This window comes from Hallella seregens ATCC 51272, assembly GCF_000518545.1.
Lineage (GTDB): Bacteria > Bacteroidota > Bacteroidia > Bacteroidales > Bacteroidaceae > Prevotella > Prevotella seregens.
Map to the genome: position 1 here is coordinate 76,793 of NZ_JADU01000008.1, position 17,156 is coordinate 93,948.

15 protein-coding genes are annotated in these 17,156 nt (G+C 62.0%); 12 read left to right on the forward strand and 3 right to left on the reverse strand.

Annotation, left to right across the window (positions count from 1 at the left end):
• Positions 1-135: 135 nt before the first annotated feature.
• Positions 136-522: a rhodanese-like domain-containing protein gene (locus L888_RS0103340; protein ID WP_005847269.1), complete on the reverse strand. Its 387-nt coding sequence runs from the start codon at positions 520-522 to the stop codon at positions 136-138.
• Between the two features lie 572 nt (positions 523-1,094).
• Here L888_RS0103340 and L888_RS0103345 point away from each other — a divergent pair.
• From L888_RS0103345 to L888_RS0103365, 5 genes are all read left to right on the forward strand, one after another.
• Positions 1,095-1,763: a LysE family translocator gene (locus tag L888_RS0103345; RefSeq protein ID WP_027951870.1), complete on the forward strand. Its 669-nt coding sequence runs from the start codon at positions 1,095-1,097 to the stop codon at positions 1,761-1,763.
• A gap of 102 nt (positions 1,764-1,865) precedes the next feature.
• Entirely contained in the window at positions 1,866-2,408 is a 543-nt protein-coding gene (locus L888_RS0103350; protein ID WP_005847265.1) for a DUF4924 family protein, read from the forward strand.
• Positions 2,409-3,293 (forward strand): dTDP-4-dehydrorhamnose reductase, encoded by an 885-nt coding sequence (gene rfbD / locus L888_RS0103355; protein WP_027951871.1) that lies wholly within the window; start codon positions 2,409-2,411, stop codon positions 3,291-3,293.
• Positions 3,294-3,314: 21 nt separating this feature from the next.
• Complete coding sequence (locus L888_RS0103360; protein WP_027951872.1) at positions 3,315-4,901, forward strand: peptide chain release factor 3; 1,587 nt, start codon at positions 3,315-3,317, stop codon at positions 4,899-4,901.
• A gap of 2 nt (positions 4,902-4,903) precedes the next feature.
• A complete protein-coding gene (locus L888_RS0103365; protein ID WP_027951873.1) occupies positions 4,904-5,500 on the forward strand; it encodes a UpxY family transcription antiterminator in 597 nt (198 codons plus the stop codon).
• A gap of 311 nt (positions 5,501-5,811) precedes the next feature.
• Here the strand turns inward: L888_RS0103365 and L888_RS0103370 are convergent, their stop codons facing one another.
• Both L888_RS0103370 and L888_RS0103375 read right to left on the reverse strand, forming a co-directional pair.
• Entirely contained in the window at positions 5,812-6,402 is a 591-nt protein-coding gene (locus L888_RS0103370) for a helix-turn-helix transcriptional regulator (protein ID WP_027951874.1), read from the reverse strand.
• Entirely contained in the window at positions 6,402-7,358 is a 957-nt protein-coding gene (locus L888_RS0103375) for a LuxR C-terminal-related transcriptional regulator (protein ID WP_005847255.1), read from the reverse strand. Before L888_RS0103375 ends, L888_RS0103370 begins: the two co-directional genes overlap by 1 nt.
• 226 nt (positions 7,359-7,584) lie before the next feature.
• Here L888_RS0103375 and L888_RS0103380 point away from each other — a divergent pair, with 226 nt between their 5' ends.
• The 7 genes from L888_RS0103380 to L888_RS0103410 all read left to right on the forward strand — a co-directional run bounded on the left by L888_RS0103380 (position 7,585) and on the right by L888_RS0103410 (position 17,152).
• Complete coding sequence (locus L888_RS0103380; RefSeq protein ID WP_027951875.1) at positions 7,585-8,916, forward strand: hypothetical protein; 1,332 nt, start codon at positions 7,585-7,587, stop codon at positions 8,914-8,916.
• 57 nt (positions 8,917-8,973) lie between these two features.
• Positions 8,974-10,191 (forward strand): imelysin family protein, encoded by a 1,218-nt coding sequence (locus L888_RS0103385; RefSeq protein ID WP_027951876.1) that lies wholly within the window; start codon positions 8,974-8,976, stop codon positions 10,189-10,191.
• 99 nt (positions 10,192-10,290) lie between these two features.
• Positions 10,291-11,748, forward strand: a complete 1,458-nt coding sequence (locus tag L888_RS0103390; RefSeq protein ID WP_027951877.1) for a di-heme oxidoredictase family protein — start codon at positions 10,291-10,293, stop codon at positions 11,746-11,748.
• A gap of 37 nt (positions 11,749-11,785) precedes the next feature.
• Complete coding sequence (locus L888_RS0103395) at positions 11,786-13,126, forward strand: porin (RefSeq protein ID WP_052323272.1); 1,341 nt, start codon at positions 11,786-11,788, stop codon at positions 13,124-13,126.
• A gap of 10 nt (positions 13,127-13,136) precedes the next feature.
• A complete protein-coding gene (locus L888_RS0103400; protein WP_027951879.1) occupies positions 13,137-13,886 on the forward strand; it encodes a hypothetical protein in 750 nt (249 codons plus the stop codon).
• Positions 13,886-15,964, forward strand: a complete 2,079-nt coding sequence (gene ccsA, locus L888_RS0103405; protein ID WP_027951880.1) for a cytochrome c biogenesis protein CcsA — start codon at positions 13,886-13,888, stop codon at positions 15,962-15,964. Before L888_RS0103400 ends, ccsA begins: the two co-directional genes overlap by 1 nt.
• Before the next feature lie 15 nt (positions 15,965-15,979).
• Positions 15,980-17,152: a Rid family hydrolase gene (locus L888_RS0103410; protein ID WP_027951881.1), complete on the forward strand. Its 1,173-nt coding sequence runs from the start codon at positions 15,980-15,982 to the stop codon at positions 17,150-17,152.
• Positions 17,153-17,156 lie beyond the last annotated feature (4 nt).

Sequence of the window (17,156 nt, forward strand, 5' to 3'; positions counted from 1 at the left end):
CGTCCTGCAAGCCGGAACCGCGGCGGCGGCCCCCACAAGAAGCAGAGGTGCTGGCCCCGACCGCAGAAGCGCTGCGGGCAGGGGCTTCATGTGTCGCGTATGCCCGAAGAGCCATTCCCCGTCGCCCCACGCCCCTCACCTCACGATGGGGCGGCCGGCGGCGGCCCACTCCATGATGCCGCCGGCCAGGTTCACCACGCGGTAGCCGGCACGGGCCAGGATGTAGGCCGCCGTGAGCGACCGCTTGCCGCTGCGGCAATAGACGTAGACGGGCAGCGCAGGGTCGAGCAGCTGCCGCACGTGGGCGCCAAAGTTGGTGTGCTGCACGTCCACGTGGACGGCTCCCTCAAGATGTCCCAGGGTGTACTCCTCGGTGGTGCGCACGTCCAGAATCTGCACTCTGCGGGTGGCCACGCCGTCGGCAAAGGCGGCGGCGTTCACCGAGCTTATGTTCTCTCTCACCTTTCTGGCCTGCTCGCCGAATCCGAATCGCGCCAGCAGGGCGTTCCATAAATTTCCCATAGTCTGCGGTTTGTTGGGTGTGCGGGGCCGCCACAGGCGGTGGCCCTTCGATTGCAAAGATAAGAAAAAATCTGTTTTTCCCGCATTTTCAGGCCACAAAATGTGTCTGCCGTCGGGCGGAAACAGGGCGGTCGCGCCGTGGGAATGGGGCGGTATGGGAGGCAAAAGGGCCAGGCCCCGTTGCGGCAAATGCGCGGACGGGCGGCAAAAAGGGCTGGGACGCACGGCAAAAAGGGCGCATGCGCACGGCCCAAACGGCAGGGGCGACATGCAGACTCCAGCAGACGTGCGACAAAAACGGTGCAAACGCACAATGAATGCGCCGCAGACGCGAGGCGACAACGACGTAAACGCGCGGCGAATACGGCGCAGCCGCAAGGCGGCGACGGCTTCTCGGAAACGGGACGGCGGTTCCGTGGCGGCACGTCAAAGGTTCCACGGAAACGCAGCGGCGGCTCCACGGCGGCTCCACGATGGCCGTGTGCGGGCGGGGTTTTACGGCTGCGGGGGCCACATATTCCGCGGGAAGTCTTCGCCATGTCTGAAAAAAGTCGTAACTTTGCAGCCGTATGATGCCGTTTCCGATACACATAGACCTGCTGCAACTGATACTCAAGGGGCTGCTCATAGGCGTCATCGCCTCGGCTCCGATGGGTCCAGTGGGTGTGCTCTGCATTCAGCGCACGCTGAACAAGGGCCGCTGGTACGGCTTCGTGACGGGTCTGGGCGCCGCCGCGAGCGACATCATCTACGCGCTCATCACGGGCCTGGGCATGAGTTTCGTGATGGATCTCATCACCAACCCCACCAACAAGTTCTGGCTGCAAATCTCGGGCAGCGTGCTGCTGCTCGTCTTCGGCATCTATTGCTGGCGCAGCAACCCCACCAGCAACATGCACCGCAGCGGCAAGCAAAAGGGCACACTGTGGCACAACGGGGTGACGGCGTTCCTCGTCACGTTCTCCAACCCGCTCATCATCTTCCTTTTCATGGCCACGTTTGCCCAGTTCGCCTTTGTCATTCCCTCCCACCCCACGGAGATGACGCTGGGCTATCTGAGCATCGTCGTGGGGGCGCTGCTGTGGTGGTTCGGGCTGACGTGGCTCGTGGACAAGGTGCGGGGCAAGTTCGACGAGAGCGGCATCCTCATCCTTAACAAGATTATCGGGTCGGTGGTCATCGTCTTTTCGCTGGTGGTGCTCATCGGCACCGTCTTCAATCTCTACACGTTCCACTATTAGCCCGCCCCGCAACGGGCCCGCAACGGGCCGGGCCCCGCGCTTTGGAAAGGGCACGGCGCAACGGCTGCAAAGACACACCTTATTATATATAGACGCTCATCCATGTTTATCGCTCAAGAAATACGCAAGACCTCCATCGCCGAATACCTGCTCTACATGTGGCAGATGGAAGACCTCATCCGCGCCTACGGCTGCTCGCTGAGCCGCATACGCAAGGAGTATATCGACCGGTTCGACTACACCGAGGCGCAGAAAGAGGAGGAGACCGACTGGTTCGGCAACCTCATCCGCATGATGAACGAGGAGGGACGGCGCGAGGGAGGGCACCTGCAAATCAACCGCGTGGTGCTGCAAGACCTGGCCGAACTGCACCACCAGCTGCTGGAATCGACGAAGTTCCCGTTCTACAACGCCGAGTACTACAAGGTGCTTCCCTTCATCGTGGAGCTGCGCAACAAGGGCGACAAGGAGCTCAACGAGGTGGAGACTTGCCTCGACGCGCTCTACGGCATGATGCTGCTCAAGCTGCAACAAAAGGCTGTTTCACCCGAGACCACCCACGCCATCCAGGAGATTTCCACCTTTGTGGGCATGCTGAGCGACTATTATATCAAGAATCGTGACGAAGGACTTAAATTTGAATAAATGAATATCTTAGTGACAGGAGCCAACGGACAGCTCGGCAACGCCATTCAGCGCGCCAGCCAAAAGTCCGCAGCCGACCGCTACATCTTCACTGATGTGTGCGAGGGCTACGAGAAACTCGACATCACCAGCCTCGAAGCCGTCCGACGGGCGGTGCGCGACAATGACGTGAAGTGTATCATCAACTGCGCCGCCTGGACCAATGTGGACAAGGCCGAAACGGCCGGCGACATCGTGGAGACCCTCAATGCCACGGCCCCCGAAAACCTCGCACGCGCCATGAAAGAGGTTGGAGGGCTGCTCGTGCACATCTCCACCGACTACGTTTTCGGCGGCGACCCCTACAACACGCCCTGCAAGGAAGACCAGAAAGGCACGCCGACGGGCGTGTACGGACTGACCAAGCTGCACGGCGAACAGCGCATCCAGGGCACGGGCGTGGACCATCTCATCTTCCGCACGGCCTGGCTCTACTCCGAGTACGGCCACAACTTCGTGAAAACCATGCTCCAGCTCACGGCCACCAAGCCCAGCCTCAAGGTGGTGTTCGACCAGACGGGTACGCCAACCTACGCCGGCGACCTGGCCGAGGCCATCTTCGACATCGTGGAGCACCGCAAGTTCGAGGGCCGATCGGGCGTCTACCACTACTCCAACGAGGGCGTCACCTCCTGGTACGACTTCACCAAGAAGATAGCGCAGCTGGCCGGACACACGGCCTGCGACATCCAGCCCTGCCACAGCGACGAGTTCCCCTCGCCCGTTGTGCGGCCTGCCTACAGCGTGCTCGACAAGACAAAGTTCAAGTCCGCTTTCGGCATCAGCATCCCTTACTGGGAAGACAGCCTGCGCAAGTGCGAGGCGCGGCTGCTGGAGCAGGGGTAAGCCATCAAACCAAATCACTGCATGAAAGAAATAGAAAGGCGGCGGACGTTCGCCATCATCTCCCATCCGGACGCCGGAAAAACCACGCTCACCGAGAAGTTCCTGCTCTTCGGCGGGCAGATTCAGGTGGCCGGCGCCGTGAAAAGCAACAAGATTCGCAAGACGGCCACCTCCGACTGGATGGACATTGAAAAGCAAAGAGGCATCTCGGTTTCCACCTCGGTGATGGAGTTCGACTACCTGCCTGACGCGCAGGAAGGCGAGCCTTACAAGGTGAACATCCTCGACACGCCCGGCCACCAGGACTTCGCCGAAGACACTTACCGCACCCTTACCGCCGTGGACTCGGCCATCATCGTGGTCGACTCGGCCAAGGGCGTGGAGGCGCAGACCCGCAAACTCATGGAGGTGTGCCGCATGCGCAACACCCCCGTCATCATCTTCATCAACAAGATGGACCGCGAAGGCCGCGACCCCTTCGACTTGCTCGACGAGCTCGAAGAGGAACTCCAGATCCATGTGCGGCCCCTTTCGTGGCCCATCGGCCAGGGACAGAAGTTCAAGGGCGTGTACAACATCTATGAACGGCAGCTCAACCTCTTCACGCCCAACAAGCAGCGGGTGACGGAGAAAGTGGCCGTCGACGTCGCGTCGGCCGAGCTCGACCAGACCGTGGGCGAGCGCGAGGCCCGGCAACTGCGCGACGACCTGGAGCTGGTGGACGGCGTCTACCCGGCGTTCGACGTGGCCGACTACCGCGGGGGCCAGGTGGCTCCCGTGTTCTTTGGCTCGGCGCTCAACAACTTCGGCGTGCAGGAGCTGCTCGACTGCTTCGTCGAAATAGCCCCGAGCCCCCGTCCCACCAAGGCCGAGGAACGCACGGTGGAGCCCGAAGAAGACAAGTTTACGGGCTTCGTGTTCAAGATAACGGCCAACATCGACCCCAACCACCGCTCGTGCATCGCCTTTTGCAAAATCTGTTCGGGCCGTTTCGTGCGCAACCAGCCCTACCTGCACGTGCGGCTGGGCAAGACCGTTCGCTTCTCCTCGCCCACGCAGTTCATGGCCCAGCGCAAGAGCACCGTCGACGAGGCATGGCCCGGCGACATCGTGGGACTGCCCGACAACGGCATCTTCAAGATAGGCGACACGCTCACCGAAGGCGAAGACCTGCACTTCCGCGGGCTGCCATCGTTCTCGCCCGAGCTGTTCAAATACATCGAAAACGACGACCCGATGAAGTCCAAACAGTTTGCCAAGGGCCTCGAACAGCTCATGAACGAGGGCGTGGCACAGCTCTTTGTCAACCAGTTCAACGGCCGACGTATCGTGGGCACCGTGGGGCAGCTGCAGTTTGAGGTCATCCAGTACCGGCTGGAGCACGAGTACGGCGCCAAGTGCCGCTGGGAACCGGTGCACCTGCACAAGGCATGCTGGATAGAAGCCGAGGACGCCGACGAGCTCGACAACTTCAAGAAGCGCAAGTACCAGTACATGGCCAAGGACATTGAGGGCCGCGACGTGTTCCTGGCCGACTCGGGATACGTGCTCGCCATGGCCCAGCAGGACTTCAAAGCCATCAAGTTTCACTTCACCTCCGAGTTCTGACCGTGGCCCCGCACCCCAGTCCCGACAGCAGCGAAGAGGCCCTGTTGCCGGCCGCCGACACCGGCATGCAGGACGACCGGCCGTGGTACGCCCTGCGCCTCTTCACGCTGCGGCAGTCCGAAGTGGCCGAACACCTGAAGTCGCTCGGCCTTGACATCTACATCCCCATGGAGTATCGGGACCGCGAGGACCGCACGCACCACATCCGTCACGAGCTGCGGCCCGTGGTGCACAACCTCATCTTCATCCGCAAAACCATGGAGGAGGAGGAGCTGCGCACCCTGCTGCACGGGCTCGACTACAAGATGGCCGTCATCCGCAAAAGCCGCGACCGGCAGGACTACTGCGAGATTCCGGCCCATCAGATGCAGGAGTTCCAGGCCATGTGCAACCCCGACATCCTCATGAAACGCTACCTCTCCCAGGAGCAGGCACGGCTCAAGGCGGGCACTCCCGTCCGTGTCACCCACGGTCCGCTCCGGGGATTGCAGGGCAAACTGGTGCGGTCCAACAAGCATTACTTCCTGCTCAAGGAGATTCCGGGCATGGCCGTCATGCTCAAAGTGACGCGATGGTGCTGCCAGCCCATAGGCGAATAAGGAGAGGAACGCCGCACAACCACCTGCTTCAGCGTGTACACCCGTCTGTTTTAACGTGTACACGCTTCACGAACACGCCGCAAACATCGGGCAAATACGGCGTATTCGTCCGATGAATACGCCGTAAACCCATTGCGAATACGGCCTATAAAATCTCATAACAACCCATACCGTCCTGCAAAACACAGCCTATCATCCTCCTATAACATCCTATCAAATCCTATCATTTCGGCCTAAACCATCCTATAATTAGGCCCAGGCTCCCCGCAACATCCCCGGCCCTCACCCATGGTGAAAGCCGGGGATGGCCGTCATATCTTGTTGATGTCCACGTAGCCGTGGGTCACGGCATAGATGGTGAGGGCCGAGACGCTCTTCATGCCCAGCTTCTCCATGATGCGCTTACGGTGGGTGATGACCGTGGTGAGGCCGATGTTGAGCCGCTCGCCCACCTCCTTGTTGATGTAACCCTGCACGATAAGGCTGAGCACCTCTATCTCGCGGTCGCTCAACAGCTTGCCGGTGAGGGCGCGGGGCATGGACGGAAGATTGCGGCCGTGGGCATGGGCGTGCTGCTCGAGTGCGAGCAACGAGCGCACGAGCTGCGCCTCGGGCACGTTGATGCACAGGCAGTGGAAGCCCGTCGGCTGCGTGGCCGGGTCGGTGTTCATGGTGAGCACGATGGTCTTCTGCCGGCGGTCCAGGAAGAACCGGCGGTGCCCGAGCACGATGCTCTGGGCCACGAAGTAGTGGAAGAAGCTGTCGGGGCGGTTGGCCTCCAGCTCGGCAAACGAGCCGAAAGCCGACACGTCCATGATGGGAACCACGGTCTGCAACAGCTGTTTCAAGCCCAGTACGGCGAGCGTGTTGGCGTCGACGACGGCTATTTTGGGCCTTTCCATCACAGTTTCACGGTGCTGATGTCCACAAGATTGTTCACGATGGCATAGATGGTGAGCCCGGCCGGCGAGTGGATTTGCAGCTTGCGGGCGATGTTGCGGCGGTGGGTGATGACGGTGTTGATGGAGATGCAGAGGTGGTTGGCTATCTCCTTGTTGGTCATGCCCTGCACCAAGGCCACGATGACGTCCTTTTCACGGTCGGACAATGTCTCCTGCGACTCGGCGTTGTGGTTAATCATGTTGCTGATCTTGACGCTCACGTCGCTCTGCTTCGACTTCATTTCGAGCCGGCGTATGGCGGGGATGAGGATCTCGTCTTCCACTTCGGCGTGTTCCATGAGCCACTGCTCGCAGTTGTAGATGTCGTAGAGGGCGGCCGAGAGCTGGTTGTTGTGCAGCCCGTCGGACGGCAGGTACTTGATGATGATGTTCTTCAGCTCCTTGAGTTTCTGGTCGGTCTGGTTGTGGTGCTTCGAGAAAGTCTCGATGTCGTAGTTGGTGGGGGCGTTGCCTTGCCCGAGTGCTTCGACGTAGGGGAACACCGTTTTCTCCTCATACTGCATGTGGTTGCGTATGCTGTGGGCGTACTCATCGTAGAGCTTCATGATGAGTCGGGCCAGGTTGTCGTTCTCGTCGAGCGCGTCGGTAAGGGCCTTGCGGATGAAGGGCAGCTGGAAGTCGAGGTAGTAGGCATGGCTGGCCTTGAGGTATTGCAGCAGCGTAGGGATGGACAGGCGGTCGGCGTCGTCGTAGTCGCGGTAGCCGTTGATGGTGTAATTGACCACGGCCAGGAAAGTGTAGGTGTCCACATCCTGGTCCTCGCACACCTCTTTCACCGTCTTGTCGCCGAAGCCCAGGTTGATGCCGAACGAGCCGAGGCTCTGCAGCGTATTGTAATTGTCCCGGATAATAGAGATTAGTTTATCGTCGGGCTCATACATCTTCTGATTCTTCATCTGTCTGTTCGTTGTGAATAATAGGTGCAAAATAACTAAAAAACTGGGACATTGACAACAGAATCGGCCGCCTTTTTGCCTTTTTCGCGGTATAATACCTAAAAATAATGACCCTGCAAATATACCCACTTGTAGGTATTGCGCGGTTCGCGATTCGGCCGTAACTTTGTAGTCCGGAATCAAACTGAGTCCCGAAAGCCGAATTACAGACATCAACGATACTGATATGAACAAGTCAAACAAGGGACTGGCCATCGCGCTGCTGGCGTGCCTGAGCCTCTCCGCCCCCGCGTTTGCCGCCCAGCCACCGGCTGCCCAGGATACCGCATTCAGCAAATACCGCATCGGCGGCTATGGCGAGATGCTGGCCCGCTTCAAGGATTACGGCCTGAATCGCTTTGCCGGCACCGCCCAAGGCAACACAAAAATCAAACACAACGAGATTTCTATTCCGCGCTTCGTGCTCTCGGGCGACTACAAACTGTCCAGCAAATGGATACTTGGAGTCGAAGTTGAGTTCGAGGCTGGCGGCGTAGGCACGGCCTATGAGATAGAGTCGGGCTCGGGTTCCGAGAACGGCGAATACGAGACCGAGACCGAAAAGGGCGGCGAGGTGGCGCTCGAGCAGTTCCACATCACCCGTCTTGTCGTGCCGGCGTTCAACGTGCGCGTGGGCCATCTCGTCGTGCCCATGGGCCTTACCAACACCCATCACGAGCCGCTCAACTTCTTCACCCCAGCACGTCCCGAGGGCGAAACCTCCATCATTCCCTCCACCTGGCACGAGACGGGCCTCGAGTTCTTCGGCTCGTTCGGCCGCGGCCTGGCCTCGTTCGACTACGAGGCCCTCATCACCAGCGGCCTCAACCCCGACGGATTCGGCAAGTACGAATGGGTGAAGGGCGGCAAGCAGGGAGCCTTCGAGTTCGACAACTTCACCTCGCCCGCCTACACCGCGCGCCTCAATTGGACAGGCGTGCCCGGGCTTCGGCTGGGTGTAAGCGCCTACTACAACCCCAATTCGGGCAAGAACTGCGAGAAGCTGGTGAACTATGAAGCCCTGAACAAGGTCAACGTCTTCATGTATTCGTTCGACGCCCAGTACGTCGGCCGCTACGTCACGGCCCGTGCCAACGTGCTCCACGGCTACCTCTCGGCCTCAGACCAGGTGAGTGCCGCCTCCGTTTCGTCGGCCTCGCCCTACGGCACCCGCAACCGCGGCGTGGGCTCTCACGCCCTTACCTATAGCGCCGAACTGGGCTTCAACCTGGCCGGTTTCTTCCCCGGCGTGAAGTTTCCCGCCATTTATCCCTACGCCCACTACGACTACTACAACCCGCAGGAAAGCATGTCGGCCGGCACTGCTGCCGACCCACGCACCCAGGTGAGCATGTGGGCGTGCGGCCTCAACTGGCGGCCCCTGCCCTGCCTCGTGGTCAAGGCCGACTACGCCACCCGCCAGTTCGGCACCCACAGCCTCTTCGGCAAGGGCCGTTACAACTCCGAAAACGAGCTGCGCATCGGCGTGGCCTACGCTCTCTACCTCGCCAAGAAATAAAGTCAGTCGACAAACAAATAAACAACCACTATATTTTTAACGTAATCAGACAGTAACATGAAAAAGAGTTTATTGCTTCTGGGGTTGCTCTCCATGGGCCTCACGTTCGTATCATGCGGCGACGACAACAAGGGAAATGGGACAGCACAGACCAACGACGAGAAGATTATCGCCGAGATTGATGCCGAAGACACCGTGGAATACACCTCTGCCCGTGCAAAGGCGTGGGGCAACTACATGCGCGTGGTAGGCAACCTGCTCGTCAAAGATGCCACTACACTCTACAACGATTGGGCCGTCAGCTTCAACGGAGGAGCCTCTTATGGCAGTCAGTTCAAGGGGCTCAAGCTGAAAGGTTTGACCACCAGCCTGGCCTGTGTGGAGCAGGTACTCGACGGCATGTCCGACATTGCCAACGAGGTGGGCGAGGCCAAAATCGGCGATCCCTACAAGCTCTACACCACCAAATACCCCGATAAAAAGAGCATGCGCGCCGGTCTCTACGCCGTGGAGTCGTGGTACAGCTGGCACTCGCGACTGGACTATTCCAACAACATTCTGTCCATCCGCAATGCCTACTACGGGGTCTACGACAAGAATATCGGCAGCATGAGCAAGACGCCGGCCGCCAATTCCATGTACAAAGTGGTGGAGGCCAAGAACCCGGGACTCCACACTCAGGTCGTGGCTGCCATCGACGCCGCCATCAAGGCCATACAAGACATTCCGCAACCTTTCCGCAACCACATCAACTCGGCCGAGTCGGTGAAGGCCCAAACCGCCTGCGCCACCCTGCAGTCGCTGCTCTCCAAGGAGCTGAAGACCTTCTTCAGCGAGAAAGCCAACACCGAAGCCGAGCTCGCTCCGGTCGTTGCCCAAGTGGTGGATGCCGTCATCCTGCCCACCTACAAGGACCTGCTCGACCTCAACACCAACCTCTATAAGAAAGTGGTGGCCTTTGAGGAAAAGCCCTCCAACGCCGCTTTCGCCGCCTGCTGCGAGGCCTGGATTGCGGCCCGCCAGCCGTGGGAGTCGTCCGAGGCTTTCCTCTTCGGCCCCGTTTCAGACAAGGGTCTCGACCCCAACATGGACACTTGGCCCCTCGACCAGGACGGCATCATGAACGTGCTGAAGTCGCAGAAATGGGCCGATCTGGAGTGGACCGGCGAGTTCAACGAGGATGACGCCAGCATCGGAGCCAGCCAAGCTCTGCGCGGATTCCACACTTTGGAGTTCCTCATCTTCAAGAACGGCAAGGCTCGCACCATTCGCTAAGCCTCTTTCCGTCCAAAGACATGAAGCGAAGGCCGAGAGTTCCCAACTCCGGTCTTCGCTCTTGTGCGCTAAAAGAAATCGTTAAAAATATCCCCATTCATGAATCCCATCAAGTATTCATTCCTGCTTCTCGGAGCCTTGGCCCTGTCGGCCTGTGAAGACAACGACGGGCAGCTCACCATTGCCGACGTGGACGTGCCCGCAGGCTACGCCCTCTCGGCCGGCACGGCCACCGAGTTCTCGCGGTCGGCATTCTCCTACGACCAGCCGGCCAGCTGGATCTCGGGCGAGTACAACGCCCTGTTCAACAAGGGCGACCGGCTCTACGACAACGTGGCCACCAGCAACTACAACCATGCCGGCGGTGGCTTGGGCCCGGTTTATGCCGGTTACAGCTGCGGCGGCTGCCACCGCAACGCGGGCCGCACCGAGCCCTCGTACTGGACTGCCTTTAAGAACGGCAGCCGAAAAGCCACGGGCGAGTACGGCTTCACCTCGATGCTTTGCTACGTGACACGGCGCAATGGCAAGTTTTTCCAGAACTACGGCCGCGTGATCCACGACAACACCATCTACGGCGTGACCCCCGAGGGCGAGATTCACTTTGAGATCGACTCGGCCGTCTACCGCTTCCCCGACGGCGAACGCTACACGCTCTGCTACCCTCGCTTCAGCATTACCAAGTGGTATGCCGACAGCATCCGCCCCGAAGACCTGTTCATCTCCGTGCGCATACCGCTGCGCCACGTGGGCCAGGGCCAGATTATGGCCCTCGACCGTACCGAGATACAGCAGCTCGCAGCCCGCAGCAACTACCCGCGCTGGGGCATCAGCGGCCGCTGCAACGTCGTCTCAGAGCGTAACGTGAGCCAGATTGGCGTGGGCGGCAACAAGGCACACCACGGCGACCTCACCGTGGAGCTGGGCTATTCCTCCGACATGGGCCTCACCAACAGCCGCTACCCCGAGGAGATATGCCGCGGGCAGAGACAGATAGAAGAGGGCTCGATGATGGGGCTGAGCTATGAAAAGCTCGACGTGAGCACAGCCGACATGGAGGCCGTGGACCTCTATCTGCACAGCCTCGGCGTGCCGGCGCGCCGCGACGTGAACGACCCCGACGTGCAGGCGGGCGAGAAACTTTTCTACAAGGCCGGCTGCCACCTGTGCCATGTCACCACGCTCCACACCAACAAACGCGGTTCCACCCTGCTGGCCGGCCTCACTTTGCCCTGGCTCGGCGGCCGCCAGACCATCCATCCCTACTCTGATTTCCTGCTCCACGACATGGGATCGGAGATCATGGGCGTGGGCCTCAACGACAATATGGTGAGCGGACTGGCCCGCGGCAACGAGTGGCGCACCACCCCGCTCTGGGGCATCGGCCTGCAGCAGCTCGTCAACGGCCACACCTACTTCCTGCACGACGGCCGCGCCCGCAACTTCACCGAGGCCATCATGTGGCACGGCGGCGAGGCCGAGGCCAGCAAACAGGTCTTCGCCCACTACTCCAAGGCCCAGCGCGCCCAGCTCATCCGCTTCCTGTGGAGCCTGTAACCGACATCCGAAAACAAACCAGAAAAGACATCACGATATGAAAATCAACTGCATTTTTGCTGCCATCGTCGCAGCCAGCCTGTCTGCAACCGTCTGCGCCGAGACAGCCAACCCCGCTGCTCCCGAGGACAATGCCCTGGGCAAGGCCGCAGCCTCACTCCACGCCACCGCCGCCCGCCTCGACTCCATAGCCGCCGCTCCGCAGGCCTCCGGCCGCCAGGCCACCCACTACGACATGGAGAACGGCGTGCTTCCCATTGCCGACAACCGCGGCTTCTCCCTGCAGTCGGCCGACGGCCGCTTCATCCTGAAGCCCTATCTCATGCTTCAAACCACGCTCACCTACAACTATTATGCCGACGAGGGCCTCGACAAGGCCTACAATCAAGACAACATTGCCAACTCGGGCTTCGCCATTCCGTTCGGCATCATCGGCTTCACGGGCAGGGCGTTCGGCAAGATTGACTACAACATCTGCGTGAACGCGGCCGCCACCGGCGGGGCCATCCTGCAACAAGCCTGGATAGACTATGCCGTGAGCCCCGCCCTCCGCTTCCGCGCGGGCAAGCAGAAGACGCCCTTTGCCGCCGCTTTCCTCACCACGCTGGGCGAGACGCTCTTCCCCATGATGCCCACATCGCTCACCAGTGCCGTCATTCTTCCCCACAGTCTCAACGCCGTCACACCGCCGATCAACACGGGCTGGGACCTCGGTTTCAAGATGCACGGCCTCATTGCCAACAAGTGGGGCTACGAGCTGGGCCTGTTCAACGGAACCGGCGGAACCGTCAACACCGCCACGAAGACCATCAGCGACGACAACCATCTGCCCTCGCTGCTCTATGCCGCACGCCTCACTTTCCAGGGCAACGGCCCGATGCCGATGAGCCAGGGCAACCCCAACCTCACGCAGCTGGGCACGAAATACGTCATCGGCCTCTCGGCCAACTACAACAACGAGGCCGAATACGAGTCGACCAACGACTTCCGCGCCGGCGTGGACTTCGCCCTGCTCAGCGGCCGCTGGTCGGTGGCCGCCGAGGCTTACTACATGAACATGGGATTCACCAAGCGCCAGAAGATCGACGAAAGCTACAATTACATGGGTGCCTACGCCCAGCTGGGCTACTTCGTCGGCCGCGACTGGCAGCTCGGTCTGCGCTACGACTGGATGGACCGCAACGGCAACCACAAGGACGGCAGCCTGAACTCGCCGGCCGTGGTATGCAACTATTTCGTGCCGAAGACCAACATCAAGGTCTCCGCCATGTACCAGTACATCGGCCGATGGGGCCACGACACCCAGCTCGACCGCGACCTCGACGACCTCGGCATAGCCACCCACACGGCCTGTGTGATGCTGCAATACGCCTTCTAAACCCACTGCCATGAACATCCTTACACACAAAAGCCCGGCCCTGCCGGCCCTCCTCGGCCTCGCGCTCTGCCTTGCCGCGTGCGACGACGGCCCCATCCACGAGGCCGAGCACGTGGCCGAGGGCGGCAAAGTGGTCAAGGTAGAGGGCACGCTGACCGGTCTGGACAGCTGGCCCGACGACTACGACGTGTCGCTGGCCGGGTTTACCGACAACAGCGCCGACGAGTGGTCGCCCTACGCCACCATATCGAAAGTCATCACGGCCGACGCCAACGGCCACGTCTCCATGTCGCTCTCGGGCATCGGCGGCAGCATAGAGACCGTGCAGGTGTGCGTGCTCAACCGGCTGCGACAGCGCATCATGACCTTCACCAGCCGCAACATTGCCAACGAGAAAGGCACCGACACCATCCGCATAGACCTCGGAACGGTCAACACCAGCATGCTCAACGCCGTGCAGCAGAGCGTGTTCAACGCCAGCTGCACCGCCTGCCACGGCGGAAACGGCCGCTCGGCCGCCGGCCTCGACCTGACCGAGGGCCACAGCTACGCCGCCCTCGTGGGCCGGCAGTCCGTCAAGGTCAAGGACCATAACCGCGTGCAGCCCGGCGACGTGGGCGGCAGCGTGCTCCACCAGGTGCTCAACACCAACGTCTCGGCCGACTGGCACCAGAACCATGCCGACATGCTCAACAAGGAGCGTGCCGCCCATCTGCTCACCCTCATCGACAACTGGATAAGCAGCGGAGCCCCCGAGTGATGCCGACAAAGACGCTCAAGACCCTGCTGGGACTGCTCTTCGCGGCCACCGTGGCCGTGCTGGCCGCGGGCACCGTGGTGGAGAAGCTACACGGCACCGACCAGGCTGCCCGCAGCATCTACCACACGCCCTGGTTCTTCGCCCTGTGGGCGGGGCTGGCCGCAGCGGGCGCAGCCTACGCCGCGACGCGTCGCCTGCACCGCCGACCGGCCGTGGCCCTGCTGCACGGAGCCCTGCTGCTCATCCTCACGGGGGCGGCAGTGACTTTCCTCACCGGCCGCGAGGGACGCATCCACCTGCGCGAGGGCATGCCCGAGACCAGCTACATGCCGCGCGGCAGCCACGAGATGCAGCCCCTGCCCGTGGCCCTGCGCCTCGACCGCTTCGAGGTGACGACCTACCCCGGCACGGAGACACCGGCCGATTTCGTGAGCCGCGTCACCTGCACCGACCGCGCCACGGGCCACGCCCGTCCGGCCGTCATCTCAATGAACCACATCCTAAGCACCCACGGCTACCGTTTCTACCAGACCAATTTCGACACCGACCGCAAGGGAACGGTGCTCACCGTAAACCACGACCCCTGGGGCACGGCCCTGACCTACGCCGGCTACGCGCTGCTTGCCGTGGCCATGGTCCTCACGTTGCTGAGCCCCCGCGGGGAGTTCCGCCGCCTGCTGCGCTCGCCGGCCCTGCGCCGCCGCCTCTTCGGGCTGGCGTTGCTCGCCGTGCCCGCCCTGGCCGCCGCCCGCAGCGTGCCCACCATTCAGGAGGCCAAGGCCCGCGAGGTGGCCCGCTACCAGGTGGAGTACAACGGCCGCGTGGTGCCGCTCAACACCGTGGCCATCGACTTCGTGCAGAAGCTCTACGGCCGTCGCAGCTACCGTGGGCTGCGGGCCGAGCAGGTGGTCTACGGCTGGCTCGTGAGCCCCGAGGCCTGGAAGCGCGAGCCCATGATACGCATTCCCTACGCCCCGCTGCGCCGCCGGCTGGGCATCGAGGGCAAGTATGCCGCCATGCAGGACCTTTTCGATGCCGACGGCAAGTACCGACTCATGCCCCTCATCCAGGAGGAGCAGCGGCAAGACGCCATGGGCAAGGCCATCCGCGAGCTGGACGAGCAGGCCGGCCTCGTGCTCATGCTCACGGGGCACACGCTCTTTACGCCCCTGCCCGCCGGTGCGCCACGCCTGAGCGAGGCGCGCGTCGAGGCCGAAATCATCTACAACCGCATCCCCTTTGCCACCATCCTCTTCATGCTGAACCTCACGATGGGGCTCGCCACGTTCCTCGCCCTGCTCTGTGCCATGGGCCGCACGCGCGGGCCGCGCGCGGGCCGCGCCATGCGGCAACTGTGGCATGCGGGCTGGGCGGTGCTGGCAGGGGCCTTCGTCTTCGCCCTGGCGGGCTACGCGCTGCGCTGGTATGTGGGCGGCCGCGTGCCCTTGGGCAACGGCTACGAAACCATGCTCTTCATGTCGCTGGCCCTCATGGGCCTCACGCTGGCCCTGCGGCGGCTGGACTATGTGCTGCCCTTCGGCTTCCTGCTCTCGGGCCTGACGCTGCTGGTAAGCCACCTGGGGCAGATGTCTCCACAGATTACCAACCTCATGCCCGTGCTGCAGAGCCCGCTGCTCAGCATCCACGTGAGCATCACGATGGCGGCCTACGCCCTGCTGGCCTTCATGGCCCTCAACGGCGTGCTGGCCCTGCTGCTGACCCCGCGCGGCGGCCGCCGCGACGCCACGACGGGCCCCGACACCGCCGACGGCCCCGACCAGCTCACCGTGCTGAGCCGCCTCATGCTCTATCCGGCCGTGTTCCTGCTGGCCGCCGGCATCTTTCTCGGGGCCGTGTGGGCCAACGTGAGCTGGGGACGCTACTGGAGCTGGGACCCCAAGGAGACGTGGGCGCTCATCACGCTCATGGTCTACGCCGTGCCGATGCACACCGCTTCGCTGCCCGCCCTGCGCCGCCCGCGCGCGTTCCACCTCTACCTCATCTGTGCATTCCTCACCGTGCTCATGACCTACTTCGGCGTGAACTACTTTCTCGGGGGCATGCACGCATACGCATAACAACCACAAAACAATATGGAAACCCAAAAGTTGCAGATTCAAAACGACCACGTACTCATCCGTCTCTTCGCCCTCGACGGCGCCAACGGCGTAGGCGAATACCTCTGCATGTTCACCCTCGAACCCACCGAAGCTCCTTTCGGCAAGCAGCTGGGCTGGCTGCTCAAGGCCTACGACGAGCTGCTCGCGAGCCGGTTCCACGGCCAAGTGCCCGGCCTGGCCGAGGCGCGGCCCGTGTTCAAGCGGTTCTACCTGAGCGACGCCGCCAACCAGGCCGACGCGTTCTGGGCCGCAGTGGGGCAGGACGACTGCGCCGTCTCCACCGTGCAGCAGCCTCCTCTCTGCGGCGGCAAGGTGGGCATGTGGGCCTGGCTCATGACAGGCGTGCAGACCGCACGGGTCGACGACCACCTGTTCCGCGCCTCGCACGGCGGCTACGACGAGCTGTGGTCCACACAAAATACGGCAAATGGCGACACGTCTTACGTGCAAACGGCCGCCCTTTTCGGCGCATACGCCGAGCGATTGCGGCGCAATGGTTGCACGTTGGCGGCCAATTGCGTGCGCACCTGGCTCTACGTGAACGACATTGACAACCACTACGACGGCGTGGTGAGGGCCCGCAACGACGTGTTCGACCGCGAGGGGCTCACCGACCAGACCCACTACATCGCCTCGACGGGCATCTGCGGGCGCGACGCCGACCCCCGCACGCTCTGCAAGATGAACGCCCTGGCCATCGGCGGCATACGTCCCGAACAGGTGCACTACCTCTATGCACTGGACCATCTGAACCGCACAAGCGAGTACGGCGTGCGCTTCGAGCGCGGCACCTGCGTGGACTTCGACGGCCGCCGGCGCGTCTTCATCTCGGGCACGGCCAGCATAGACAACCGCGGCAACATCGTCCACGTGGGCGACATACGCGGCCAGGTGGAGCGCATGTGGGAGAACATCGAGGCCCTGCTGGCCGAGGCCGGCTGCACATTCGACGACGTGGCCGAGATGACCGTCTACCTGCGCGACGTGGCCGACTACCCCGTGGTGGCCTCCCTCATGGCCGGCCGCTTCCCCCACACGCCCTACATCATCGTCAACGCCCCCGTGTGCCGGCCCGGATGGCTCATCGAGACCGAGTGCATCGCCATGAAACCCCTCTCCGAGGCCGACGCCCCGGCACATGCCTGACCCC